Origin of the sequence: Streptosporangium sp. H16 (genome assembly GCF_051918855.1) — a bacterium.
GTDB lineage: Bacteria > Actinomycetota > Actinomycetes > Streptosporangiales > Streptosporangiaceae > Streptosporangium.
In genome coordinates, this window is the sequence record NZ_JBPXMD010000025.1 from 41,819 (window position 1) to 63,987 (window position 22,169).

Sequence of the window (22,169 nt, forward strand, 5' to 3'; positions counted from 1 at the left end):
AGCGGCGACGGAGTGGCGGATCGCGGCGCGACTGCCATGGAGGAGGGGCATAAGGGCGTGAATACGCGAAGGTATGGTGATTGTTCGTGACGACGTTTCGGATCAGCGAGGCCGCCGCGCTGCTCGGGGTGAGCTCCGACACGGTCCGCCGGTGGGTGGACGCCGGGCGGCTCGCGGCCCGGCGGGACGAGCACGGCCACCGGATGGTGGAGGGTACCGATCTGGCGGCGTTCGCGCGTGCCCAGATCGAGTCTGAGAACGGTACGGGGCACTCGTCGGCCCGCAATCGCCTTCGCGGGATCGTGACCGAAGTGATCAGGGACGCGGTGATGGCCCAGGTGGAGATCGCCGCGGGACCGTACAGGGTGGTGTCGCTGATGAGCCGCCAGGCCGCCGACGAACTGGGCCTGGAGGTGGGGGTGAGGGCGGTCGCCGTGATCAAGTCCACCAACGTGGTCGTGGAGATCGCCGACCACGCCCGCGCGACGGGTTGACGGCGCCGTGAGCGGTCCGTCCGGTGACGTCACGGGTGGTCCGTCCGGTGGCGTGTCACGCGGTCCGTCCGGCGGCGTGCCGGGGGAGCTGGCCGGTGGTGTGCCGCGCGACGCGGCGGGCGGTCCGTCCGGTGGTTCCTTCGGAGGTCCGTCCGGCGGGGTGGCGGGCCGCCTGCCCTGGGTGCTGGTGCTGCCCGCCGTGGCGGGCATGGTCTTCCTGACGCTGCCGCTGGCCGGGCTGCTGGTGCGCGCGCCCTGGTCCACCCTGGCGGAAAGGCTCGGCGAGCCGCAGGTGCTGGAGGCGCTGCGTCTGTCGCTGGTGACCGCGACCGTGGCCACGGTGGTGTGCCTGCTGCTCGGCGTACCGCTGGCGTGGTTGCTGGCCCGTGTCGCCTTTCCCGGCCGCCGCCTGGTGCGGGCGCTGGTCACCGTTCCCCTCGTGCTGCCCCCGGTGGTCGGCGGGGTCGCCCTGCTGCTCGTCCTGGGGCGGCGCGGCCTGGTCGGCCAGTGGCTCGACACCACCTTCGGCATCACCCTGCCGTTCACCACGGCCGGAGTCGTCGTCGCCGAGACGTTCGTCGCCATGCCGTTCCTGGTCATCAGCGTCGAGGGCGCGCTGCGCGCCGCCGACCTGCGCTTCGAGGAGGCCGCCGCGACGCTGGGCGCCTCCCGCTGGACCATCTTCCGCCGCGTCACCCTGCCGCTGATCGCCCCCGGCATCGTCGCGGGCGCCGTGCTGTGCTGGGCCCGTGCGCTGGGCGAGTTCGGGGCCACGATCACCTTCGCCGGCAACTTTCCCGGCCGGACCCAGACGATGCCGCTGGCCGTGTACCTCGCCCTGGAGACCGAACCCGAGGCCGCGATCGTGCTCAGCCTCGTCCTGCTCGCCGTCTCGGTGATCATCCTGGCCAGCCTGCGCGACCGGTGGGTGAGTGCCCCGTGACCCTGAACGCCCACCTTGTCGTCACCCGGCCCCGCTTCCACCTGGACATCGAACTGGAGGTCGCCGCCGGCCAGGTCGTCGCTCTCCTCGGCCCCAACGGCGCGGGCAAGACCACCGCGCTGCGCGCGCTGGCCGGGCTCACCGCCCTGTCCGGAGGGGAGATCACCCTGGACGGCGAGGCGCTGCACACCCTGGCGCCCGAACGTCGCCCGATCGGCATGGTTTTCCAGGACTACCTGCTCTTCCCGCACCTGTCGGCTCTGGACAACGTCGCCTTCGGGCCCCGCTGCCGAGGTGCCTCCAGAGCGGAGGCGCGGCGCGGTGCCGCCGCCTGGCTGGAGCGCGTCGGCCTGGCCGGGCACGCCGCGGCGAAACCCCGGCAGCTGTCGGGCGGTCAGGCCCAGCGCGTCGCCCTGGCCCGCGCCCTCGCCGTGGGGCCCCGCCTGCTGCTGCTGGACGAGCCGCTGGCCGCCCTCGACGCCCACACCCGCCTGGAGATCCGTTCCGGGCTCCGCCGCCACCTGGCCGACTTCGGCGGCGCGACCGTCCTGGTCACCCACGATCCGCTGGACGCCATGGTGCTCGCCGACCAGCTGGTCGTCATCGAGAACGGAGCCGTCGTGCAGCGCGGCACCCCCGCCGAGGTCGCCCGGCGCCCGCGCACCGACTACGTCGCCCGCCTGGTCGGCCTCAACCTCTACCGGGGGCTCGCCGCAGGACGACAGGTCACCGTCGGCGAGGTGAGCTTCAGCGTCGCCGAGCATCTGGACGGCCCCGCGTTCGTCGCCTTCGGCCCCGGAGCGGTCGCGCTCTACCGGACCCGCCCGGACGGCACCCCGCGCAACCTCTGGGAGGCCACGATCGAGGGCATCGAGCGGCACGGCGACAACGTCCGCATCCACCTGGAGGGGCCGATCACCGCCTCGGCCGACGTCACCCCCGCCGCCGTCGCGGACCTCGACCTGACCTCGGGGCAGCGGATCTGGGCGGCCGTCAAGGCCACCGAGACCCACGCCTACCCGGCCTGAGCTCTCCTGGCCCCTGCGATCACCCGGCGTGAGCTCTCGCGATGCCCGCGTTCACCCGGCCTGAGCTCTCGGACCCACGCCCATCCGGCCTGAACCCCTGTGGCACCGCCCGCCCGTACGGCCCCCTGATGTTCCCGCCCGTACGAGCGCCGAGATGCCGCAGGTCACCCGCGTGGCGGCTCAGGCCGCCCGGACCCGCGGGGGCACAATGGCGTGAGGGGGGATGATCTATGCGCGTCGCTGTACTCGGGATGGGCATGATGGGGCAGGCACTGGCCCGGCGGCTGCTGGTGCGCGGCTTCCCGGTCACGGTGTGGAACCGCACACCGGGGCGGGCGGAGGAGCTGGTCGGCCTCGGCGCCGTCGAGGCGGCCTCGCCCGCCGAGGCCGTGCGGGAGGCCGAAGGGGTGCTGATGTCGCTCGCCGACGACCAGGCGGTTCGCGATGTGATGTCCCAGCTGACCGGGATCGGCGCCGACGGGCCCGTGGTGGCCGACACGAGCACCGTCGCCCCGGACACGGCCCGCGCGCTGCGGGACATGGCGCCCGGGGGCCGGTTCGTGGCCGCGCCCGTCATCGGCTGGCCGCCGGCCGTCGCCGAGGGGCGGGCCTCGGTCCTGATGGGTGGCGAGCGTGACGTCGCCGACGTGCTGAAGCCGGTGTGGTCGGAGGTGTTCGCCTCCTACTCCTACTGCGGCCGGGATCCCGGCGCGGCGCTCGCCTTCAAGCTGCTGAACAACTACCTGCTGATGGCCGGGATCGCCGCGCTCTCCGAGGCGGCCGCCACGGGTCTGGCGGCGGATCTCGACGAGACGCTGCTGCACGACTTCCTCCTCACCTGGCCCACCGTCGCGCCGGCCCTGCACAACCGGGTCGACGACATCCTGAGCGGTGACCACCAGGGGTGGTTCACGACCAGGCTCGCCGCCAAGGACGTGCGGCTCGCCATCGACATGGCGGAGTCGGGCGGCCTCGACCTGCCGATCGCCCGGCTGGTCGAGCGGCGCTACGAGGAGGCGGCCGGGCGCGGCTGGGGCGACGCGGACATCGGCGCCGTCGTCGAGTTGCTGCGCGGGAAACCGCGCTAGCGTCGCCCGTCGCCGCGCCCGTCAGCGGGTTCTCGCCACCTCGGCGGCTACGGCGCGGAACGCGGTCAGCGCCTCGCGCTGGTCGTTGGCCGAGGTGGAGACGGTCGACTTGACGACGACCACCCCGTGCCTGGGAGAGACGTAGATGTACTGCCCGCCGAACCCGGCGGCCATGAAGTCGCCCTGGTCGCCGTCGCCGAGCCACCAGTGCAGTCCGTAGCCGGTGTTGAAGGAGGCGGAGGGCGTGGTCGACTTCTTGACCCAGGAACGCGGCACGACCTGGCGTCCCGCGGCCTTCCCGTCACGGAGGTAGAGCAGGCCGAACCGGGCGAAGTCGCGGTCGGTGGCGTGGTAGCAGCAGTAGCCAAGGCTGTCGCCGGCGGAGTCCTTGTCGATGCGCGCCGTGGACTCCATGCCGGCGGGCTGCCAGATCTTCTTCTCCACGTACTTGTGGTACGGCGTGCCCGTGGCGCGGCTGACGATCTCGGCGAGCACGAAGGAGTTCATGCTGGTGTACTCGAACCTGCTGCCGGGCTCCCAGCCGCGCACCTGCCGCGCCGCCATCTTCCCGACCGGCTGACCCCGGTTCGCGGCCATCTGCACCTTCGGTATGTCGGAGCGCTCGTCCCAGGCGATTCCCGACGACATTCGCAACAGGTTCCGGATGGACACCCCGTCGTAGCCAGAGCCGCGCAGTTCGGGCAGGTAGCGGGTCACCGGGTCGTCGATCGAGCGGATGCGGCGCTCGTGCAGGGCTATGCCGATCGCGGTCGACGTGAAGGACTTCGCCATCGACCAGGACTGGAACCGGGTGTTGCGGTTGGCTTCGACGTAGCGCTCATCCACGATCTTCTGGCCGTCCAGGACGACGAAGCCGTTGGTCTTCGTGCGCGTGAGGAAGTCCTCGAGGGTGCGCTCGTTCCCCTCGTAGGTGTAGGTCACCGAGAGCTTCCTCGGGTCGCTCCGCAGTTTGACCGGACTCTTCGACGGCCGTACGAGGTCGAAGGCGCCCGCCTCGGCGACGTCCGGTGCGGCCTGAGCGAGGGGGATCGGCGCCGCCCGGGGCAGGGCGTGGGCCGGGACCGCCCAGCCGGCCAGCGTGAGCGCGGCGATCGTCGCGACGGCGGGTCCTCGCAGGCGATGGGTGATGTCGATCGTTCTCATGTTCTCCCCGTGGGTTCGGCGGCGGGTGGGCCGCTCGCGTACGGCAGGGAGCATGGCGCACTTTCCTGGCAGATCTCTGGCAGATCCACGACGAGGACCGGGGCCCGGCGGGTGCCCGCTACCGGCGAGGCCCGGCCAGCCAGGACCGGACTCCGGAGGGACACTCGCCGGGCCGCCCCGGGGAGCGGGCGGGGAAAGGAGGGGACGTGGGCAGCCGCACCTCGACGCGCGTCCCACGGCCCTGCCCCGCGTCGGCCACCGCGACCGTGCCGCCGTGCAGCGCCGCCTGCTGGCGGATGAGGGTGAGACCGAGGCCGGAGCCGGGGCTGCCGGCCCGGCGGTGGAACCTGGTGAAGACGGAGTCGCGTTCGGCGGGCGGTATCCCCGCTCCCGCGTCCTGGACGGCGAGCACGGCGACCTCACCGTCGACGGACAGCGTCACCGTGATCGTGGCACGCCCCCCGTCGTCCGCGCCGTCCGCGTCGTCCGCGTCGTCCGCGTCGTCCGCGTCGTCCGCGCCGTGGATCGCGGCGTTGTCGAGAAGGTTGTCCATGATCATCCGGAGTCCCTCCGCCCACCCTCGCACCACCGGGCCGGCCGCGGGGGAGAAGGCGATCGCGGCCTTCGGGTGGCGGCGTCGTGCCTCCTCGACCGCGACGGCGGTGATCTCGGCCAGGTCGGTGTCGGCGAAGGACTCGGGCCCGACCAGCTCGCCGCGCGCCAGCCGGCGCAGCATCGTGATCAGTCGCTGTGCCCGGCCGTGCTCGGCGCCCAGGTCGGCCACGATCTCGGCGCGCTCCACCGGATCCAGGCCGGGGTGGCCGAGCAGCTCCAGGTTGGTGCCCATGCTGGTCAGCGGGGTCCGCAGCTCGTGCGCCACGGTGGCGGCGAAGGCGCGAGCCGTCTCCAGCGCTTCGCCGGTGCGCGTCACCGCCGCGTCCCGCCGGTCCAGCAGGTCATTGAGCAGAGCGGCCAGCTCGTCGATCTCGGTGACCCCCGAGGCGGTCGCCAGCCGTGTTCCCCGCGCGGAGGACGCGCCGATTCCCCGTGCCTGGCCGCGGAGCACCGCCAGGGGGCGTACCGCGAACCTGCCGAGGGCGAGACCGGCCACGACGCCCACCCCCGCCGAGACCAGGGTGACCAGCGCCAGCCGGTTGCGGAGCACCCCGAGTTGCCGGTCGAGGTGCTCTTCGGCCTCGAACACCCACAGGCGGCCCGCGCTCCCTCGCAGGCCCAGATCGGATGCCACGAATCTCCATCTCCGCGTGCCGTCGGCGAAGGTGGCCGGTCCGTTTCCGGCCGGGACGGCGGGCGTCGCGGCCGGCACCTCTCCCATGTCGAGCGGTTCGGTCCCCGGTACCTCGACGCGCATCCCACCGGGGCTGCCGGCCCCTGCGACAGCGGCCCCGGCGAGTCTCCGGGTGAGGAAGTCCGGCGGGAAGCCGGGTGTCAGGCGGACGCGCCAGGAGTACGAGGCGGCCAGCGGCGCCAGCGCCCGCGCCCGCGTCTCCAACTGCCCGTCCCGCTCGGCACGCAGGTCGTGGGAGACCAGGTTCAGCACGAGCAGGCCGCCCAGCAGCACCAGCAGCGGGACGAGCGCGGCCAGGCAGGCCGCGAACCGGGTGGACAGCCTCACCGCCGCCCGTCCCGCACCACGAACCCGACCCCGCGCACCGTGTGCACCACGCGCGGCTCGCCCCCGGCCTCCAGCTTGCGCCGCAGGTAGCCCACGAAGGTGTCCACGGCGTTGCCGGTCACCTCGAAGTCGTATCCCCAGACCCGCTCCAGCAGCACCGGCCTGGACAGCACGACACCCGCGTTGCGCGCGAGGACCTCCAGCAGGTCGAACTCGCGCCGGGTCAGCTCGACCTCCCTGCCGCTCACGGTGACCCGGCGGGCGGCCGGGTCGACCGTCAGCGGGCCCACCCGGACCGTGTCGCCGGCCGCCCGGCCGGCCCGGCGCAGCAGGGCACGCAGCCGCAGGACCAGCTCACCCAGGTCGAACGGCTTGACGACGTAGTCATCGGCGCCCGCAGCCAGTCCCGCCACCCGATCGGCGACCTCGTCCATCGCCGACAGCATCAGCACCGGTACCTCCGTTCCGCGTGCTCGCAGGCGGGCGCACACCTCGATCCCCGACAGCCCCGGCATCGACACGTCGAGGACGATCGCGTCGGGCACGGCGCTGCCGGCCAGTTCCAGCGCCCGCTCGCCGGAGTCCGCGGTCTCCACGCCGAAGCCCTCCAGCCGCAGGCCGCGGCGTAACGAGCGCAGGATCGCGGGGTCGTCGTCGACGGCGAGAATCCGGTACCCGGTCATCGGAGGGCTCCCGTGCGTGTCGGTGGTCAGGACGCGTGGTCAGGGTCTCCGCGGTCATGACCCGTTCGGCAGGCCGCTACGCCCGTACACGACAAGGGCCCAGGTTATGCAGCCGAAGGCGGCTACGCACGCCAGCGTGCGGACGAGGTTCCAGCGGACCCACGCCGCCTCGAACCGCTCGCGCACCGCCGCGAGGTCGGCGACGCGGTCGGGGTCCCCGGCGGCGTCGAGCGCGTTGTTGAGCGGCACGTTGATCCCCATCGTGATGGAGAGCATCACCACGTACAGGACGAGCGCGGCCACGATCCAGGGCAGCACGGGCCGCCCGTCCGTCTGGAGGTGGAGTACCGCGGACAGGACGGTCAGCACCAGCGCGCCGCCGAAGCAGAGGGCGAACCAGCCGTTGAGGATCGCCACGTTGATCCGCTGCATTGTGCTGACGAAGGTCCGGTCGTCCGCCCGGGCCAGACCGGGCATGACGGAGCAGGCGTAGGCGTAGAAGAGACCTGCCACGAGTCCCGTGGTGATGGCCGCCGCGACCAGCGCGACGCCTCGGAACACCAACATCACATTCTCCTTGGCTGTTGGGGGAATCCTGCCGTCAGTCCCAGAGCGCGCGCGGTGAGCCGCTCCACCACGCGGCGGCCGGTCCTGCCCGTGCCACCGAGGACCGGCGTCGCGTTCTTCTCATGGGCGTTTTCTGTCACAGGACCAGTGAACTGGCCAGAGGTGAGACGGACCATGGTCGAGAAGCGCAATTCCATATTTCAGCGTCTACAGTGAAAGTCGTGGACGCACTCACCGACTTCCTGGACGGTCCGAGGGCCAGGGGAGCGTTCCTGCTCCGCTCGATCCTGAACCCACCCTGGTCCCTGCGGATCCAGGACCGGGCGCCGCTCGCCCTGACGGCCATGGTGCGGGGTGAGGCGTGGGTGGTCCTCGACGACGCCGCCCCGGTGCGCCTGGGGCCGGGGGACGTCGCGATCATCCTCGGTCCCGATCCCTACACGGTCGCCGACGATCCGGCCACACCGCCCGACGTGGTGATCCATCCGGGCCAGCACTGCACCACCCCCGACGGGCGAAGCCTGGCCCAGGAGATGGACCTGGGCGTCCGCACCTGGGGTAACGACCCCGACGGGTCGACGATGCTCCTCACCGGCACCTACCAGATGCGCGGGGAGATCAGCCGCCGTCTGCTGGAGGCGCTGCCGCCGCTGCTGGTCCTTTCTGAGGACGCCTGGAACTGCCCCATCATCCCGCTGCTCGGCGACGAGATCGTCAAGGACGAGCCGGGCCAGGAGGCCGTGCTCGACCGGCTGCTCGACCTGCTGCTCATCGCCGTCCTGCGGGCCTGGTTCTCCCGCCCGGAGGCCGGCGCCCCCGCCTGGTACCGCGCCCACAGCGACCCCGTGGTGGGCAAGGCCCTGCGCATGCTGCACGGCAACCCGGCGCACCCCTGGACGGTGGCCACGCTGGCCTCGGGCTCCGGTGTCTCCCGCGCAGCCCTGGCCCGCCGCTTCACCGAGCTGGTGGGCGAGCCGCCCATGACGTTCCTCACCGGCTGGCGGCTGGCCATGGCCGCCGACCTGCTGCGCGAGACCGACGCCACCGTCGGCGCGGTGGCCACGCAGGTCGGCTACGGCAGCGCGTTCGCGCTCAGCGCCGCCTTCAAACGCGAACGCGGCGTCAGCCCCCAGGAGCACCGCGCCGGGGTCCGGCGTTCCCAGCGTCCCCGGAGTGACCACGCCGCCGGCACGCCCGCGCGGTAGGTCCCGGCGGGCACGCCGGTGCGAGCCCCGGCCCGCCGGTCGACGCGCCCGGAGACCCGCCGAGCCGGCGGCGCTCCCCGGAGCCCTCTGAAAGCCCTCTGAATCCCTCAGATTCCCTCAGAGGCCCGCCGGAGTCCACCGGAGGCGCGGGCCGCCGGAGCCGCCGAGCCACGCTCACGGTACGTCCGCGCTGTGACGGTCAGAACAGCCAGGTCAGAACAGCCAGTCGAGCAGGCCGCCCCGGCCGCCGCCCGAGTTGCCGTTGCCCGAGTTGCCGTTCGTCCCGGTGTCCTGCGGCGGCGGCGGTGCCGTCGTCGGCTGCTGGCTCGGTGTGGCGTCCTCCGTGGGGGCCTGGCTCGTCGGCGAGGGCGCGGGCTCGGAGGTGATCCGCGAGCTCGGGCCCGGGTCCTGCCGTGAGGTCTCCTCCTGCTCGGCGTCCTCGGAGGACGCCGTCGGACGGGTCTCCTTCGGCGAGGTGCTGCGGGTCGGCGACGGCCGGCCGGAGGGCTCCTGGGTCCGGGGAGCCCTGGTGGGAGCGGTGGTCGGGGGCTCGTCGGCCGTGGACGGCTCGTCGGACGGCTCCGCCGTCTCCTCCTCGGGTCGGGGCGTCGGTGTCTCCGAAGGCGCCTTCGGCAGGTCGGCCACCGAGCACCGCACGCCGGGCGAGCACGTGGTGCCGGTCTCCCCGTCCAGGGAGGCGGAGAGCAGCCAGCCGCCCGCGACCCCGGCGATCACGACGCCCCCCACGACCGCCAGCAGGATCCTGCTCCTGCTCCTGCCCCTGCGGCGGCGCTCCTCGTAGGGATCGGGGTCCTCGCGCCAGCCCGACCCCAGGAAACCGCGCGACGGCGTCGCCTCGTCCTCCTCGCGGTAGAGGGGACCGTCGGACGTGATGTCGGTGTCCCCTATCTCGCGACGCTCGTCGAGGTAGACCATCTCCCGGGACCCGTCGGCCCGGACGATCTCCCGGGACCCGTCGACGTGGACGATCACCTGTGACCCGTCGCCCGGCGTGAGCTCCGGAAAGTCGATCTCGTTCCAGCCGTCCGACAACACGTCGCCGGCGGGACGTTCGGGTTCGTACTGCGCCGGTCCGAGGGGACCGGTCTGCTCGCGAGGGTCTTCCTCGTACGGTCCTTGGATATCGTCGCGCCCCACGATGACCCTCTCTGATGTGAACCTTGGTCGGGCATCTTGATAGCAGATCCGACAGCTACTTGTCCGAAAAGTTCACGTACAGCTGGGAATAATGTGACTTATGGGGTCAAGCGGTGGATCGGTGATGGACCGCGCCATTCTTCGCTGAGCGGCGGGTATCCGGGCGGGGAGCCGAGAAGGGGAGTCGACTCCCGTACCGACGGCGGACGCGGACGGACAGGCACGTCAAGGGAGTCCGCTCGCACCGTGGCGGAGTACGGTTTCCTCGTGAGAGGAAGAGAGCGCGAAGGCGCGCCCGATCAGCGGAAAGACGTGCCTGACCCCGGTAGCCGGGGTAGGAAGGGCGCCTAACGTTCTTCTCCGTTCGAGGGCATCTCCGTTCGAGGGCGGAGGTCTCCACGCTCAAGGAGAGCCGATGACACCGAATTCGACGGCGGATGCGCTGCCCGGCCCCTCCCCCTTCCCGCCCATCGCCGACTACGGCTTCCTGTCCGACTGCGAGGTCACCGCCCTGGTCGCCCCGAGCGGGAACGTCGAGTGGCTCTGCCTGCCGCGAATGGACTCTCCCAGCGTCTTCGCCGCCATCCTCGACCGGGGCGCGGGGAGCTTCCGGCTCGGTCCCGCCGACCTGAGGGTGCCCGCCGCGCGCCGCTACCTGCCCGGCACCATGATCCTGGAGACGAGCTGGGGCACCCCCACCGGCTGGATCATCGTGCGCGACCTGCTGCTCATGGGGCCCTGGCACCACCACGACGAGCTCTCCCACACGCACAGGAGGGCGCCGACCGACTACGACGCCTCCCACGTGCTGCTCCGCACGGTGCGCTGCGTCAGCGGGGAGGTGCAGATCACGCTCGACTGCGAGCCGATCTTCGACTACGGCCGGAGGCCCGCGCGCTGGTCGTACACCGACAGGGGCTACCACCAGGGCGCCGCGACGGCCGAGGGAGAGCCCCTGGAACTGCGGCTCACCACCGACATGCGGATGGGGTTCGAGGCCGGGCGCGCGACGGCGCGCACCCTCCTCAAGGAGGGCGACACGCGCTTCTGCGCGCTGTCGTGGACCCCGCACGAGCCGCCGTACACCTTCCAGGACGCCTACGAGCGGCTCGTGTGGACCGCCCACCACTGGCAGCACTGGCTCGCCAGAGGCGTCTTCCCCGACCACCCCTGGCGGAGGTACCTGGAGCGCAGCGCGCTCACCCTCAAGGGCCTGACCTTCGCCCCCACGGGTGCCCTCATCGCGGCCTCGACCACCTCACTGCCCGAGGCCCCGGGCGGCGACCGCAACTGGGACTACCGCTACGCCTGGATCAGGGACTCGACCTTCGCCCTCTGGGGCCTGTACACGCTGGGCTTCGACTGGGAGGCCGACGACTTCTTCTGGTTCATCGCCGACGTGGCGGAGCGGGACGAGGAACTCCAGGTCATGTACGGCATCGACGGCGAGTGCGAGCTGGACGAGCACATCCTCGACCACCTCCACGGGTACGAGGGCGCCAGGCCCGTCAGGGTCGGCAACGCCGCGTACCGGCACCGCCAGAACGACGTCTGGGGATCCGTCCTCGACTCCTTCTACATCCACACCCGGTCGCGGGACCGCCTGGACGAGCGGATCTGGCCCATCCTGAAGCGGCAGGTCGAGTCCGCCATCAGGCACTGGCGAGAGCCTGACCGTGGCATATGGGAGGTACGCGGAGAGCCACAGCACTTCACCTCCTCGAAGGTCATGTGCTGGGTGGCGACCGACAGGGGCGCCAGGCTCGCCCGGCTCAGGGAGGAGCCGGAACTGGCCGCGCGCTGGCAGGCGGTCGCCGACGACATCCACGCCGACGTGTGCGCCCACGGCGTCAGCGAGCACGGGGTCTTCAGGCAGCACTACGGCACCGACGCCCTCGACGCGTCGCTCCTGCTCATCCCGCTGGTGCGTTTCCTGCCGCCCGACGACCCCAGGGTCCGCGCCACCGTGCTGGCCGTCGCCGACGAGCTGACCGCCGACGACCTGGTCCTGCGCTACGAGACGAAGAGCACGGACGACGGCCTGACCGGGGAGGAGGGCACCTTCGCGATCTGCTCGTTCTGGCTCGTCTCGGCACTGACGGAGATCGGGGAGCACACCCGCGCCCGCAGGCTCTGCGAGAGGGTCCTCTCCTTCGCCAGCGCCCTCGGTCTCTACGCCGAGGAGATCGATCCGGTGACCGGACGCCACCTCGGCAACTTCCCCCAGGCCTTCACCCACCTGGCGCTCATCAACGCGGTCATCCACATCATCCGCGCCGAGAGCGTGCAGGTCCCCTCGACGGGCTGGCCGTCGTGATCTCGTACTCCCCTCCGGACCCCGGCGTGATCCCCGCGTGGATCTCCGCGTGCGCCGGCGTGCGAGACCACCCGGATGCCTGGCTAGGCTTTCGGGCATGAACCGTCGGGTGATTGCCATAGTGGTGCTCGTCGGCCTGCTCGCGACGAGCGGTCTGTCCGTGGTGCTGGCCTGGGGGCTGAGCGGCTGAGCGCCGCCGCGTGATGTCGCCGGGGACTCGGCGGCCGGTTCCGGGAGTGCGCCGGGATCTGGAGGGTGGACGACCGGAGAGGTGCGCCGGGATCCGGGAGGGCGACCGATCGGCGAGTGCGTCCGGACTCGTGGGGCGACCGGAGAGAGGCGTCCGGATCGAGAGACCCGAGAAGGCGGACGATCGGAGGATCGGAGAGGTGTCCGGATCCGTGACAGCGGCTGATCGGCGAATATGACCAGATCAGTCAGAGGGGACGGCCTGCGAGGTCGCGGTGGCGGCGCGCGGTCGTCGAGGAGCCGAGCCGTCGCGTGCGCCCTTGCGACGCCGCGACCGCTCCCCGAGGGGACGCTAGGCGACGACCATCGAGTTCTGGCCCGCGGGCGCGCTCTGCTGCTGGGGATGCTGCTGGGGGTGGGTGGGCTGCCGGTGCGAGGTGGGCTGCTCCACGGCGGGCTGGGGCTGCTGCTGCCGCTGGGCGGCCTGCTCCACGGGAGCCTGCTCGGCGGGGCAGGTGCAGTAGCCGTTGGTCACGATCAGGCGGCCTCGCTGCGCCGTGTAGGTGCGAGAGTCGGTGGCGAGGAGAACGCCCGTGCATTTATGGCAGACGACGGACTGGCGATCCATGGCCGGCTTCCTTCCTTGAGGGTAGCCGTCGAACGTCTCTCGGTCCGGCCGGCTGGCTGCTCGTGCCCCGACGGGAGGACTTGAATCTCCCGGCGAGGTTTCCATCTTACTTCGTAGCACATTGTGATCTTTGGGCCACACGAGGTGACAGGTTGAACCTTGGTGGTGTTGCTTCACAACGGTCTCATGTGAAGCGACCCGGCGGGTGGTGAATGTCCCTCTCTCACCCCCGCCGATCCTCGCCCCAGCGATCTTCGCCGCGCCCGGATCCCCGGCGCGGCCGGGGATCGTTACGTGCTCAGAACTTTTTTCTTTTTTTCCTGGATCACCGACCGGAACAGCAGCGCGTTGGCCGCCACCGCGATGCAGACCACGCCGAGCAGGAAGCCCCAGCTCACGTCGCTCAGGTGATGCATGCCGCGATACATGCGCGAGTAGGCGATGCCCAGGGGAATGCCGAGGCCGACCACCCACCACAGCACGTTCAGGATCTTGTAGCGGTGGGTGTGGATGGTCAGCACCAGGGCGATGCCGCAGTAGAAGGCGACCGCAGCGCTGGTGTGCCCCGAGGGGAAGCTGGAGGTGGGCGGGGCGGGGTCGAGGTGCTGGACGGCGGGACGCTTGCGCTCGGCGAAGACGGTCGCCAGCAGGAAGATCGCCGACTGCGAGAAGACCGCCAGCGCCAGGAAGATCGACTCGTTCCAGCGCTTGAAGGCCAGCCGGAAGACGATGGCCAGCAGCGCGGTGCCGGCGATGATCACCGGGGTGTCGGACATGCTCGACACCACATCGGTGATCGAACTCCAGTAGGCCGTACGGTCTCCGGCCAGCTGCGCGTTGACTCCCTGGTCGTTCGCGATGAGGGTCGTCTTCTGCAGGACCTTGGTGATGAGGAGTCCGACGCCGATCGTCAGTACGGCCATGATGGCCAGTGGCGCCAGGATGAGGCGCGTCACGCCCTTGAAATCCACCGACATTTTCGACATGGCGCGCCAGCTACCCCGAACGACCTCCTCGGAACGCCTCGGGCTCGACGCCTTCCACGTGCGGTTCGGCGGGCCTGCGGCCCTCTCCCCGGCGCCAGGCCTCGAAGCCCGCCGCCGCCCCCACCACGACCGCCACGCCCAGCGCGACCCCCGCGATCACGTCACTGGTCCAGTGCACGCCGAGCGCCACCCGGGTGTACGCCACGAACACCATGATGACCGCCGCGACGGCCCAGACGGTGATCCGCGAGGCCGTGCCGCGCAGGAAGGGCAGCAGGATGAGCACGAGGATGCACGCGCCCAGCGCCGCTCCCATCGCGTGCCCGGAGGGGAAGGAGGCGCCGGGTGCCCAGGCCACGGGATCCGGCAGCTCGGGCCTGGCGCGGTCGACGATCATCTTGAGGGCGAGGTTCAGCAGGCCGCCGAAGGTGATCGTGGCGACCGCCCAGATCGCCAGGCGCGGCGCGCCCCTGCGCCAGAGCCAGACGGCGGTCAGCACCACCAGCACGCGCCACGTCCAGGGACCGAACACCTCGGTCCCCACGCTGAGGAAGGTGGTGTAACCGGGGTTCTCCAGCGCGTGGGCGTGCAGGCTCAGGGCGATGCTCTCGTCGAGCTCCGTGAGCGGGGAGAAAGAGGTCCTCACGAGCACGAGCAGGATCACGAACGGCACCGTGAAGACCGCCACCGCCGCCAGCGCCATCGTCAGGCGCACCCCCAGGCGCAGGTCAGCAGCATGATCATCGGAATTTCTGTGAGGTTGGGGTTTACCCTCGGCAAATCTGACCATCGTTCATGGCTACCCGATTCCTCGCGAATATTCCCCGCACGACAGGTGGGGGATCGGGCCGACGGGGTCCCGGGCGCGCGGAATCCAGGGAAATCCAGGGGTGCGGAGGCTGCGAATCGCCGGGATCCCGGGCCGCCGAGGCGGGGACCCCGGGCTCCGGGTCCTCCCATGCCCTGTGTCAGCGTGTCAGGCCGCGTGCCGGGGTTCGCGGCGGGTCGTCCAGCGCAGGACGTCGCAGTGCCGCCGCTCGGCCTCGGCGAGCGCCGCGTCGTCCGTGTAGGCGTCGAGGACGGCCCGCAGCCACGGCATCTGCTCGGTGACGTCGTCCCACGCCTGGGAGGGGTCGTCGAGACCCAGCTCGATCAGCGCGTCCAGGTGCGCGGCGTAGGCCGTCCACCACTGGCGGCTCAGCTCGGCGAGGAAACCGCCCAGCCCGCCGAACTCCCGCTGGATCTCCTCGTCCCACCAGACGGGGACGGTGACGTCACCGGTGTCGGCGAGGTCGCGGAGCACGAGGTTGGCCAGGGTGCGCCGTCGCCGGGCGATGGCCGAACGTGACAGGATGGTCATAACGCCTACCCTGCCAATCGTCGTTTGCCGAATGCTTAACGATGTATTGACGGTGATGTCCGGCCTCGGCCGCCCGGCCGAGGCCGGACAGCTTGGCCGGAGTCGCCGGGCAGCACTAGGCTCTGATTCGCAGATCATTCCGCCTTGTGTCCGCGGAGCTACCTCGACATGGAGGAAGCCCGCCCATGACCCAGGTCCTTGAATTCTCCCGGCTCGTCGACCGTACCCTGAGCGCTCTCGCCGATGTCCTCGGTTCCGACGGGGCGGCCCTCATGCTGATAGACGACCACGACCGGTTGCGGGCGATCGGAGGGTCCGACGACCAGGGCCGGCGGCTGGAGCTGATCCAGGAGCAGATCGGGGCCGGACCTGCCATCGAGACCCTGTCCCGGGGGGAGGACGTCGCGGTCGACGACCTAAGGGCGGCCAGGCCGTTCGGGTTCCCCGGGGTGGCCGCGCGGGTCTCGGAGGTGCGGGCGGTGCTCTCCGTGCCTTTGCGGGCGGAGGAGCGGTTGATCGGCACGCTGAATTTTTATGACCGGACGAGCCATGAATGGCAGCCCGCGAAAGTCCGGACGGGAGAGCGCCTCGGCGAGCTCATGGTGATGGTCCTTCAGACCATGGCTCATAGATCTCCTTTTCCGGGGAAGCCGTAGTGTGCACGTCAAGTAACCAGGTCGACGCTGAAAGGCGCCACACGTATGACTCACATTGATCCGGAAGCGCTGGTCGCGAGCCTGAGAAGGCTTCAGACGACCTCGTCCACCACAGGCATAGTTCATCAGTTGGAGCGTGCTGTGGATGTGGTGAACTCGCTGTTCGGATATGCGGGTGCGGGGCTGATGTTTGCCGAAGAAGGTAAAGATCTCCGCTATTTGGTCGCCACCGATGAGCGGGGACGCAGTCTTGAGGGCGCACAACTCCATCTCGGCCAGGGGCCGTGCGTTTCCGCGTACGAGGAGAATTCCGCGGTGACCTCAAGTGATGTGCGCGTCGATCCGCGCTGGCCGAAGCTCGCCGACCGGCTTCACCCGGAGGTGCGGGCGGTGGCCGGGGTGCCGGTGCGTCTTGGCGGCGAGCCGGTGGGCACCCTGAACGTCTACCAGGCCGTTTTTTACGAGTGGGACGAGTCGGACGTCCAGGCGCTCTACGGCTACGCGGACGTGATCGAGCAGCTTCTCACCGCCGCGATGGCCGCCGAGGAGAAGAGCGCCCTGGCCGACCAGCTCCAGTACGCCCTCGACTACCGCGTGGTCATCGAGCGGGCGATCGGTTACCTGATGGGCAAGCACGACCTGACCGCCACCCAGGCCTTCACCGGCCTGCGCAAGCAGGCCCGCGACACCCGCCGCCGCGTCGCCGACCTGGCGGCTGAAGTGCTTGGTGAGGGGGCGGGCGAAATACGGTGATCCTGCTCACGTCGCCCGAACCCGCCGGGGACAGGGTCGAGATCACCGTTCGCGGTGATCTCGACGCCGTCAGGGGCGCCGAACTGTGGCGCGTCCTCGGTGGGCTCACCGCGGCGACGGTCGAACTCGACCTGGCCCAGGTGGTCTTCATCGACTGCGCGGGTGCGCGGGCCCTGTTGCGGGCCGACGAACACGTGCGCGGCCTGGGCCAAGAGATGATCATCGTGCGGCCGTCAGGGCCGGTGCTCCGGTTGCTGCGGCTGCTGGAATTCGACCGGTACCTCCTGATCAGGCACCCCGGAGGCGCGGTCGGCGCGAGCCGCACCCCACCGGGGCACTAACCTGATCGGTGATGTATCGATTCGTCTTCTCGCAGGTCCTCCGCCGCCTCGACCCCGAGGACGCGCACCACATGGCGGTGCGCGCTCTCCGCGTCCTCTCGGTGACACCCGTGGTCAGGCGGCTGGTTCACCGCCGCCTCGCGCCACGCGACCCCGCGCTGCGCGTGCAGGCCTTCGGCGTGCACTTTCCCGGCCCGTTCGGGCTGGCGGCCGGCTTCGACAAGGACGCCGGCTGTGTCGAGGCCGTGTCCGCGCTCGGCTTCAGCCACGTCGAGGTCGGCACGATCACCGCCCATGCCCAGCCGGGCAACGCCAGACCCCGGATGTTCCGCCTGGTGAGAAACCGGGCGATCATCAACCGGATGGGTTTCAACAACGCGGGCGCGTCCGCCGCGGCCCGGTCGTTGGCCAGGCCACGGGGCGTCCCCGCGATCGTCGGCGTCAACATCGGCAAGACGAAGGTCGTGCCCGAGTCGGGGGCCGTCGCCGACTACGTGGCCGGCGCCAGGGAGCTCGCCCCCCTGGCCGACTACCTGGTCGTCAACGTCAGCTCGCCCAACACCCCCGGCCTGCGCGACCTTCAGGCGGTGGAGCTGCTGGGCCCGCTGCTGCGCGCGGTGAAGGAGGTCGCCGACGCCACGCCCAAGCGCACCCCGCTACTGGTCAAGATCGCTCCTGACCTGGCGGACGCCGACGTGGACGCGGTCGCCGACCTGGCCCTGGACCTCGGGCTCGACGGCATCATCGCCACCAACACCACGATCGGCAGGCAGGCACTGGCCTGTGCGGAGCCCGCGGGCCATGACCACAGCCGCGAGAGCGGCGGCCTGTCGGGGCGTCCGCTGAAGGCCCGGTCCCTGGAGGTCCTGCGCAGGCTGCGCGCCAGGGTGGGCGATCGCCTGGTGCTCGTCTCCGTCGGCGGCGTCGAGGACGTGGACGACGTCTGGGAGCGCCTGCTCGCCGGGGCCACGCTCGTCCAGGGCTACAGCGCGTTGATCTACGAGGGGCCCCTCTGGGCGCACCGCGTGAACCGCGACCTCTCCCGCCGCCTCCGCCGTCACGGCGTGGTCGACCTCCGCCAGATCATCGGCCGTACCGCGAGCCGGAGTCCCGCGAGCTGATCCGGTCGCGGCGCGGTCGGAATCGTCGTGGCCCGAACCTTTGCGGCGAGTCCCGACTCTTCACCCCATCGGGCCGGAAGGCGGCTCACGATATACCCTGGGTGGGTAACCTCAGGACATGGAGGCACGATGAGCACGACCACATACACCGTCACCGGTATGACCTGCGGCCACTGCGTGAGTTCGGTCAAGGAGGAGGTCGGCGAGGTCCCGGGCGTCACCGGTGTCGACGTCGATCTCGAGACCGGCAGTGTCGACGTCTCCGGCGACTCCTTCGACGACATGGCCGTCCGCGCCGCCGTCAAGGAAGCGGGCTACGAGGTTCTCGCCTGACGGGGGAGCGGCGCGGGACACCGCCCTTCTCCACCCCCGTCACTCGCGTCGACCCGGCCCCCCGGAGCCCGGGACACCGCTTCTTCCCCGCACCCCCGTCACTCGCGCCGACCCGGCTTCGCGGAGCCCGGGACACCACACTTCTCCACCCCGTCATCCGTGCCGTCCCGGCCCCTCAGGGGCCGGGAGACCGGTCACATGCTGGGACGGGTCGAGTCGGCCTCGTGGGTCAGCTTCTCCAGGTGCTTCATGGTCTCGTCCACCTTGACGACCCCCGGGCGGTGGCGCCGGTGACCGGCTCCGCCCCGCTGCCAGGGACGCGGGCCGGTCAGCGGCCGGTACTCGACGCCGAGCGCGTCGAGGCGGTCCAGGTGCGCCTCCAGCCGGGCGTCGAACCCGTTCCCCGCCGAGCCCGACCAGGTGACCTCGGCCAGCGCACATCCCCGGGGCCAGGCGCGGTAGTCCACCGCGCGCCCGTCGGGCAGCCGCTCGCTCCACAGCTGGAACTGCGCCCCGAGCACGCGCTCCCGCTCCCCGGCCGTCCATGACTCCGGCGCCGGGACGAAGGCCGCGACGTCCGAGACGGTGATCGCGTCGCCGATCGCCACGGGCTCCTCCTCGGAGGAGGCCTCGGCATAGTCGAAGTACAGCGGGAAGACCGGGGTCTGCACCACGTCGTGCCCGGCGGCGGCGGCGCGCCTGGCCACCCCCGGCCCGCGCCAGGGCATCACGATCGTGTCGGGCCTGAGCATGCCGCTGACGAACGCCTCGTCCCACACCACCGCCCTGCTGCCGCGCCCGGCCAGCTCGTCCGCCAGCCGGCGCAGGAACCAGGCGTGCAGGTCGCTCACGCTCTCCAGTCCCAGCTCCGCCTGGAACGCGACGATCTCGGGGGAGGCGGCCCAGTCGTCGAGCACGCACTCGTCCCCGCCGATGTGGACGTACGGGGTATCGCCCAGCGCCCCGGTGATCTCCTCGATCACGCCGGTCAGGAAGTCGACCGTCTCCGGCAGCGGGGACAGGATCGCCGGAGAGATGCCCCAGCGCTCCAGCACGGTGAAGGGCTCGGGCCGGCGGCCGCCGGTGGCGCGGGCGTCGAACTCGGGGTAGGCGGCGAGGATCGCCGAGGCGTGTCCCGGTACGTCGATCTCGGGCACGACCGTCACGGCGCGGGCCCGCGCGTAGGCGCCGATCTCGGCGAGGTCCTCCAGCGCGTAGTAGCCGCCGTGCGGGACGTCGTCGAAGGCCGGCTCCTCCCGGTAGTAGCTGGTGATCGTGCGCGGGCGGTGCGCGCCCACCTCGTGCAGCCGCGGGTGCCGGCGGCTCTCGACCCGCCACCCCTGGTCGTCCACCAGGTGCAGGTGGAGGCGGTTCAGCTTGTGGACCGCCATGATGTCGACCATCCTGAACACCTCGCGCTTGGGCATGAAGTGCCGCGCCACGTCCAGGTGCACCCCGCGCCAGGAGAACCGGGGCGCGTCCCGCACCTGGCCCAGGGGGACGCTCCAGCTCGCCCCGGCACCGGCCACCGCGCGGAACGCCGCCGCGGGCAGCAGCTGCCGCAGCGTCTGGCCCGCGTAGAAGGCCCCGGCCCTGTCTCCGGCCGCGATCCGCACGCCCTCGTCCGTCACGTCCAGGACGTACGACTCGGCGCCGAGCGACGCGTCGGGCTCCACCGTGATCGTCCCCGCCTCACCGGGGCGCGGATCGAGCACGGCGAGCGCGAGGCGTACGGCGTCCACCAGTTCGGCGGGACCGGAGACGACGACCCCGTGGGGAAGGCCGAGGAAACCGCCGTCAGGAGTGAAAGCGGAGGGAAGCGGCAGGAGGTCCATGGCTTAAATCATGCCAAACCGCCAGAGAAATAAGCCCTTTACCCTGGCGAGCCCGGACATGGAACCAAGAACCGCCCAAGTACCGCGCGGGAGAGCCGGGGGAGAACCCTCGCGCGGTCATGCTGCTGCTCATGTTCCAAGCGTCCAGGCACCCGGCTCGCACCCCGCTGGCGGCCCTGGTGGCGATACCGGCGGCGATCATGCTGGCCGCCGGGTGTTCCGCCACCGTCGAGAGCCCCACCCCGCCCTCGCCCACTCCCTCGGAGTCCTCCTCCGCGGTGCGGAGCGCCGAGGGAGCCGGCACCACCGGGGCGGAGAACGCCAGGGAGGGCGATCCCGGCTGGCGGCTGCGCCGACGTGGCGCCGAGCACGAGATCGAGGGCTTCGCCGACCGGGTGAGCGTGCTGCCCGGAGAGCGTTTCCGGCTGTACGTCTCGACCACCGCCGGCCGCTACACCGCCAGGGCCTTCCGGATGGGCTGGTACGGCGGAGCGGGGGCCAGGCAGGTCTGGCGGGCGGCCGGGCTGCCCGGCACGAGGCAGGCGCCGCCCAGGACGATCGCCGCCACCGGGACGGTGACCGCCGCCCACTGGAAACCCGGTCCCGAGGTGGACACCTCGGGCTGGCCCGAGGGCTCCTACCTGATCCGGCTGGACGCCGCCACCGGGGGACGGCGCTACGTCCCCCTCACCGTCAGGTCCGCCTCCACCAGGGGGCGCCTGGTCGTCGTCAACGCGGTCACCACCTGGCAGGCGTACAACGGCTGGGGCGGCCGCAGCCTCTACGAGGGGCCCGGCGGCTTCGGGGACAGGTCCCGGGCGGTCAGCTTCGACCGCCCGTACGACGCCACAGGGGCGCGGCTCTTCCTGGACATGGAACGCGAGGCCATCGAGCTCGCCGAGCGCCGCGGCGTACCGCTCGCCTACGTCACGAGCCTGGACCTGGACCGCGACCCGCGCGTTCTCGACGGGGCGAGGGGCCTGGTGTCCCTGGGGCACGACGAGTACTGGTCGCCGGGCATGCGCCGCACCGTCGAGGCCGCCCGGGACCACGGCACCAACCTCGCCTTCCTGGGCGCCAACGCCGTCTACTGGCGGGTCCGCCTCGCCGCGACGCGCCTGGGCCCGCGCCGCCTGGTCGTCTGCCACAAGGACGCCGCCGAGGACCCCGGGACGATCCTGTGGCGGGCCACCGCCAGGCCGGAGAGCTCGCTGACCGGCCCGATGTACGACTGCTTTCCCTCCGAGTCCGCCTACGTGGTCAGGCGGCCCGGCAACTGGATCTTCAGGGGGACCGGGGTGCGGCGCGGCACCACCTTCCCCGGGATGGTGGGTGTGGAGACCGACAGGGTCGGCGCGGGCGTACCTCGCCCGATGGAGGTCCTGTCGGTGTCCCCGGTGAACTGCGGAGGCCGCGCCACGGTCGCGCACAGCGCCTACTACACCGTGCCGAGCGGTGCCGCGGTGTTCAGCTCGGGCACGATGCGCTGGGTGTGCGCCATGCGGGGTGCCCGCTGCGGCCACGGCGTCACGGACCGGGCCGGGGCCTTCGTCCGCAAGGCGACGGGGAACATCCTGCGCGCCTTCGCCGCGGGCCCGGCCGCGCGCCGCCACCCGGCCCGCGACAACCTCGAAGCCCTGGGCCTGGACGGCCCGCCGGGCCGCTGACGCGGGCCGGGCCGGGG

At 71.6% G+C, this 22,169-nt stretch carries 22 protein-coding genes; 12 read left to right on the forward strand and 10 right to left on the reverse strand.

Features of this window, described 5'->3' with window-relative positions; all coding sequences use genetic code 11:
* Window positions 1-86: 86 nt before the first annotated feature.
* The 4 genes from ACTOQ2_RS32305 (at window position 87) to ACTOQ2_RS32320 (ending at window position 3,553) form a co-directional block, all read left to right on the forward strand.
* Window positions 87-494 carry a TOBE domain-containing protein gene (locus ACTOQ2_RS32305; protein ID WP_440072045.1) on the forward strand — a complete coding sequence of 136 codons (408 nt, stop codon included), beginning with the start codon at window positions 87-89 and terminating at the stop codon, window positions 492-494.
* A gap of 208 nt (window positions 495-702) precedes the next feature.
* Window positions 703-1,437: an ABC transporter permease gene (locus tag ACTOQ2_RS32310; RefSeq protein ID WP_440072105.1), complete on the forward strand. Its 735-nt coding sequence runs from the start codon at window positions 703-705 to the stop codon at window positions 1,435-1,437.
* Window positions 1,434-2,465 carry an ABC transporter ATP-binding protein gene (locus ACTOQ2_RS32315; RefSeq protein WP_440104610.1) on the forward strand — a complete coding sequence of 344 codons (1,032 nt, stop codon included), beginning with the start codon at window positions 1,434-1,436 and terminating at the stop codon, window positions 2,463-2,465. The genes ACTOQ2_RS32310 and ACTOQ2_RS32315 overlap by 4 nt, the downstream gene beginning before the upstream one ends.
* Window positions 2,466-2,695: 230 nt before the next feature.
* Entirely contained in the window at window positions 2,696-3,553 is an 858-nt protein-coding gene (locus ACTOQ2_RS32320) for an NAD(P)-dependent oxidoreductase (protein WP_440104611.1), read from the forward strand.
* 21 nt (window positions 3,554-3,574) lie between these two features.
* On the opposite strand, the gene ACTOQ2_RS32325 is transcribed toward ACTOQ2_RS32320, so the two are convergent.
* From ACTOQ2_RS32325 to ACTOQ2_RS32340, 4 genes are all read right to left on the reverse strand, one after another.
* Window positions 3,575-4,717, reverse strand: coding sequence for a serine hydrolase domain-containing protein (locus tag ACTOQ2_RS32325; RefSeq protein ID WP_440104612.1), 1,143 nt, complete (start codon window positions 4,715-4,717; stop codon window positions 3,575-3,577).
* Between the two features lie 118 nt (window positions 4,718-4,835).
* Complete coding sequence (locus ACTOQ2_RS32330) at window positions 4,836-6,353, reverse strand: sensor histidine kinase (protein WP_440104613.1); 1,518 nt, start codon at window positions 6,351-6,353, stop codon at window positions 4,836-4,838.
* On the reverse strand, window positions 6,350-7,036 hold the full coding sequence (locus ACTOQ2_RS32335) for a response regulator transcription factor (RefSeq protein ID WP_440104614.1): 687 nt from the start codon (window positions 7,034-7,036) through the stop codon (window positions 6,350-6,352). Before ACTOQ2_RS32335 ends, ACTOQ2_RS32330 begins: the two co-directional genes overlap by 4 nt.
* 54 nt (window positions 7,037-7,090) lie before the next feature.
* Window positions 7,091-7,603: an anthrone oxygenase family protein gene (locus tag ACTOQ2_RS32340; protein WP_440104615.1), complete on the reverse strand. Its 513-nt coding sequence runs from the start codon at window positions 7,601-7,603 to the stop codon at window positions 7,091-7,093.
* 221 nt (window positions 7,604-7,824) lie between these two features.
* Between ACTOQ2_RS32340 and ACTOQ2_RS32345 the strand changes: the two genes are divergently transcribed.
* Window positions 7,825-8,808 (forward strand): AraC family transcriptional regulator, encoded by a 984-nt coding sequence (locus ACTOQ2_RS32345; RefSeq protein ID WP_440104616.1) that lies wholly within the window; start codon window positions 7,825-7,827, stop codon window positions 8,806-8,808.
* Between the two features lie 213 nt (window positions 8,809-9,021).
* Here ACTOQ2_RS32345 and ACTOQ2_RS32350 read toward each other — a convergent pair whose 3' ends face one another.
* Complete coding sequence (locus ACTOQ2_RS32350; protein WP_440104617.1) at window positions 9,022-9,966, reverse strand: hypothetical protein; 945 nt, start codon at window positions 9,964-9,966, stop codon at window positions 9,022-9,024.
* 415 nt (window positions 9,967-10,381) lie between these two features.
* On the opposite strand from ACTOQ2_RS32350, the gene ACTOQ2_RS32355 reads away from it, so the two are divergent.
* On the forward strand, window positions 10,382-12,283 hold the full coding sequence (locus ACTOQ2_RS32355) for a glycoside hydrolase family 15 protein (protein ID WP_440104618.1): 1,902 nt from the start codon (window positions 10,382-10,384) through the stop codon (window positions 12,281-12,283).
* A 541-nt stretch (window positions 12,284-12,824) separates the two neighbouring features.
* Here ACTOQ2_RS32355 and ACTOQ2_RS32360 read toward each other — a convergent pair.
* The 4 genes from ACTOQ2_RS32360 to ACTOQ2_RS32375 form a co-directional block, all read right to left on the reverse strand.
* Window positions 12,825-13,100 (reverse strand): hypothetical protein, encoded by a 276-nt coding sequence (locus ACTOQ2_RS32360; RefSeq protein WP_440072055.1) that lies wholly within the window; start codon window positions 13,098-13,100, stop codon window positions 12,825-12,827.
* 290 nt (window positions 13,101-13,390) lie between these two features.
* Window positions 13,391-14,056, reverse strand: coding sequence for a phosphatase PAP2 family protein (locus tag ACTOQ2_RS32365; RefSeq protein WP_440104619.1), 666 nt, complete (start codon window positions 14,054-14,056; stop codon window positions 13,391-13,393).
* 40 nt (window positions 14,057-14,096) lie between these two features.
* Window positions 14,097-14,801, reverse strand: coding sequence for a phosphatase PAP2 family protein (locus ACTOQ2_RS32370; protein WP_440104620.1), 705 nt, complete (start codon window positions 14,799-14,801; stop codon window positions 14,097-14,099).
* A gap of 261 nt (window positions 14,802-15,062) precedes the next feature.
* Window positions 15,063-15,446 (reverse strand): hypothetical protein, encoded by a 384-nt coding sequence (locus tag ACTOQ2_RS32375; protein WP_440104621.1) that lies wholly within the window; start codon window positions 15,444-15,446, stop codon window positions 15,063-15,065.
* 185 nt (window positions 15,447-15,631) lie between these two features.
* Here ACTOQ2_RS32375 and ACTOQ2_RS32380 point away from each other — a divergent pair, with 185 nt between their 5' ends.
* The 5 genes from ACTOQ2_RS32380 (at window position 15,632) to ACTOQ2_RS32400 (ending at window position 18,650) form a co-directional block, all read left to right on the forward strand.
* A complete protein-coding gene (locus ACTOQ2_RS32380) occupies window positions 15,632-16,102 on the forward strand; it encodes a GAF domain-containing protein (RefSeq protein ID WP_440104622.1) in 471 nt (156 codons plus the stop codon).
* Between the two features lie 45 nt (window positions 16,103-16,147).
* Entirely contained in the window at window positions 16,148-16,855 is a 708-nt protein-coding gene (locus ACTOQ2_RS32385) for a GAF and ANTAR domain-containing protein (protein ID WP_440072060.1), read from the forward strand.
* The gene (locus ACTOQ2_RS32390; RefSeq protein WP_440104623.1) at window positions 16,852-17,196 is read left to right on the forward strand and encodes an STAS domain-containing protein; all 345 of its coding nucleotides are present in this window, start codon (window positions 16,852-16,854) and stop codon (window positions 17,194-17,196) included. Before ACTOQ2_RS32385 ends, ACTOQ2_RS32390 begins: the two co-directional genes overlap by 4 nt.
* 11 nt (window positions 17,197-17,207) lie before the next feature.
* Entirely contained in the window at window positions 17,208-18,317 is a 1,110-nt protein-coding gene (locus tag ACTOQ2_RS32395) for a quinone-dependent dihydroorotate dehydrogenase (protein WP_440104624.1), read from the forward strand.
* Between the two features lie 129 nt (window positions 18,318-18,446).
* Window positions 18,447-18,650 carry a heavy-metal-associated domain-containing protein gene (locus tag ACTOQ2_RS32400; protein WP_440104625.1) on the forward strand — a complete coding sequence of 68 codons (204 nt, stop codon included), beginning with the start codon at window positions 18,447-18,449 and terminating at the stop codon, window positions 18,648-18,650.
* 194 nt (window positions 18,651-18,844) lie between these two features.
* On the opposite strand, the gene ACTOQ2_RS32405 is transcribed toward ACTOQ2_RS32400, so the two are convergent.
* Window positions 18,845-20,485, reverse strand: a complete 1,641-nt coding sequence (locus ACTOQ2_RS32405; RefSeq protein WP_440104626.1) for a beta-N-acetylhexosaminidase — start codon at window positions 20,483-20,485, stop codon at window positions 18,845-18,847.
* Window positions 20,486-20,616: 131 nt separating this feature from the next.
* Here ACTOQ2_RS32405 and ACTOQ2_RS32410 point away from each other — a divergent pair, with 131 nt between their 5' ends.
* Window positions 20,617-22,152, forward strand: a complete 1,536-nt coding sequence (locus tag ACTOQ2_RS32410) for a N,N-dimethylformamidase beta subunit family domain-containing protein (protein ID WP_440104627.1) — start codon at window positions 20,617-20,619, stop codon at window positions 22,150-22,152.
* The last annotated feature ends 17 nt before the right edge of the window (window positions 22,153-22,169 follow it).

Bases quoted from the DNA above. Each gene is read 5' to 3' on its own strand.
- ACTOQ2_RS32340 (WP_440104615.1), bottom strand. From the start codon at position 7,603: ATGTTGGTGTTCCGAGGCGTCGCGCTGGTCGCGGCGGCCATCACCACG.
- ACTOQ2_RS32325 (WP_440104612.1), bottom strand. From the start codon at position 4,717: ATGAGAACGATCGACATCACCCATCGCCTGCGAGGACCCGCCGTCGCG.
- ACTOQ2_RS32380 (WP_440104622.1), top strand. From the start codon at position 15,632: ATGACCCAGGTCCTTGAATTCTCCCGGCTCGTCGACCGTACCCTGAGC.
- ACTOQ2_RS32355 (WP_440104618.1), top strand. From the start codon at position 10,382: ATGACACCGAATTCGACGGCGGATGCGCTGCCCGGCCCCTCCCCCTTC.
- ACTOQ2_RS32310 (WP_440072105.1), top strand. From the start codon at position 703: ATGGTCTTCCTGACGCTGCCGCTGGCCGGGCTGCTGGTGCGCGCGCCC.
- ACTOQ2_RS32375 (WP_440104621.1), bottom strand. From the start codon at position 15,446: ATGACCATCCTGTCACGTTCGGCCATCGCCCGGCGACGGCGCACCCTG.
- ACTOQ2_RS32320 (WP_440104611.1), top strand. From the start codon at position 2,696: ATGCGCGTCGCTGTACTCGGGATGGGCATGATGGGGCAGGCACTGGCC.
- ACTOQ2_RS32405 (WP_440104626.1), bottom strand. From the start codon at position 20,485: ATGGACCTCCTGCCGCTTCCCTCCGCTTTCACTCCTGACGGCGGTTTC.
- ACTOQ2_RS32410 (WP_440104627.1), top strand. From the start codon at position 20,617: ATGTTCCAAGCGTCCAGGCACCCGGCTCGCACCCCGCTGGCGGCCCTG.
- ACTOQ2_RS32400 (WP_440104625.1), top strand. From the start codon at position 18,447: ATGAGCACGACCACATACACCGTCACCGGTATGACCTGCGGCCACTGC.
- ACTOQ2_RS32385 (WP_440072060.1), top strand. From the start codon at position 16,148: ATGACTCACATTGATCCGGAAGCGCTGGTCGCGAGCCTGAGAAGGCTT.
- ACTOQ2_RS32360 (WP_440072055.1), bottom strand. From the start codon at position 13,100: ATGGATCGCCAGTCCGTCGTCTGCCATAAATGCACGGGCGTTCTCCTC.
- ACTOQ2_RS32395 (WP_440104624.1), top strand. From the start codon at position 17,208: ATGTATCGATTCGTCTTCTCGCAGGTCCTCCGCCGCCTCGACCCCGAG.
- ACTOQ2_RS32335 (WP_440104614.1), bottom strand. From the start codon at position 7,036: ATGACCGGGTACCGGATTCTCGCCGTCGACGACGACCCCGCGATCCTG.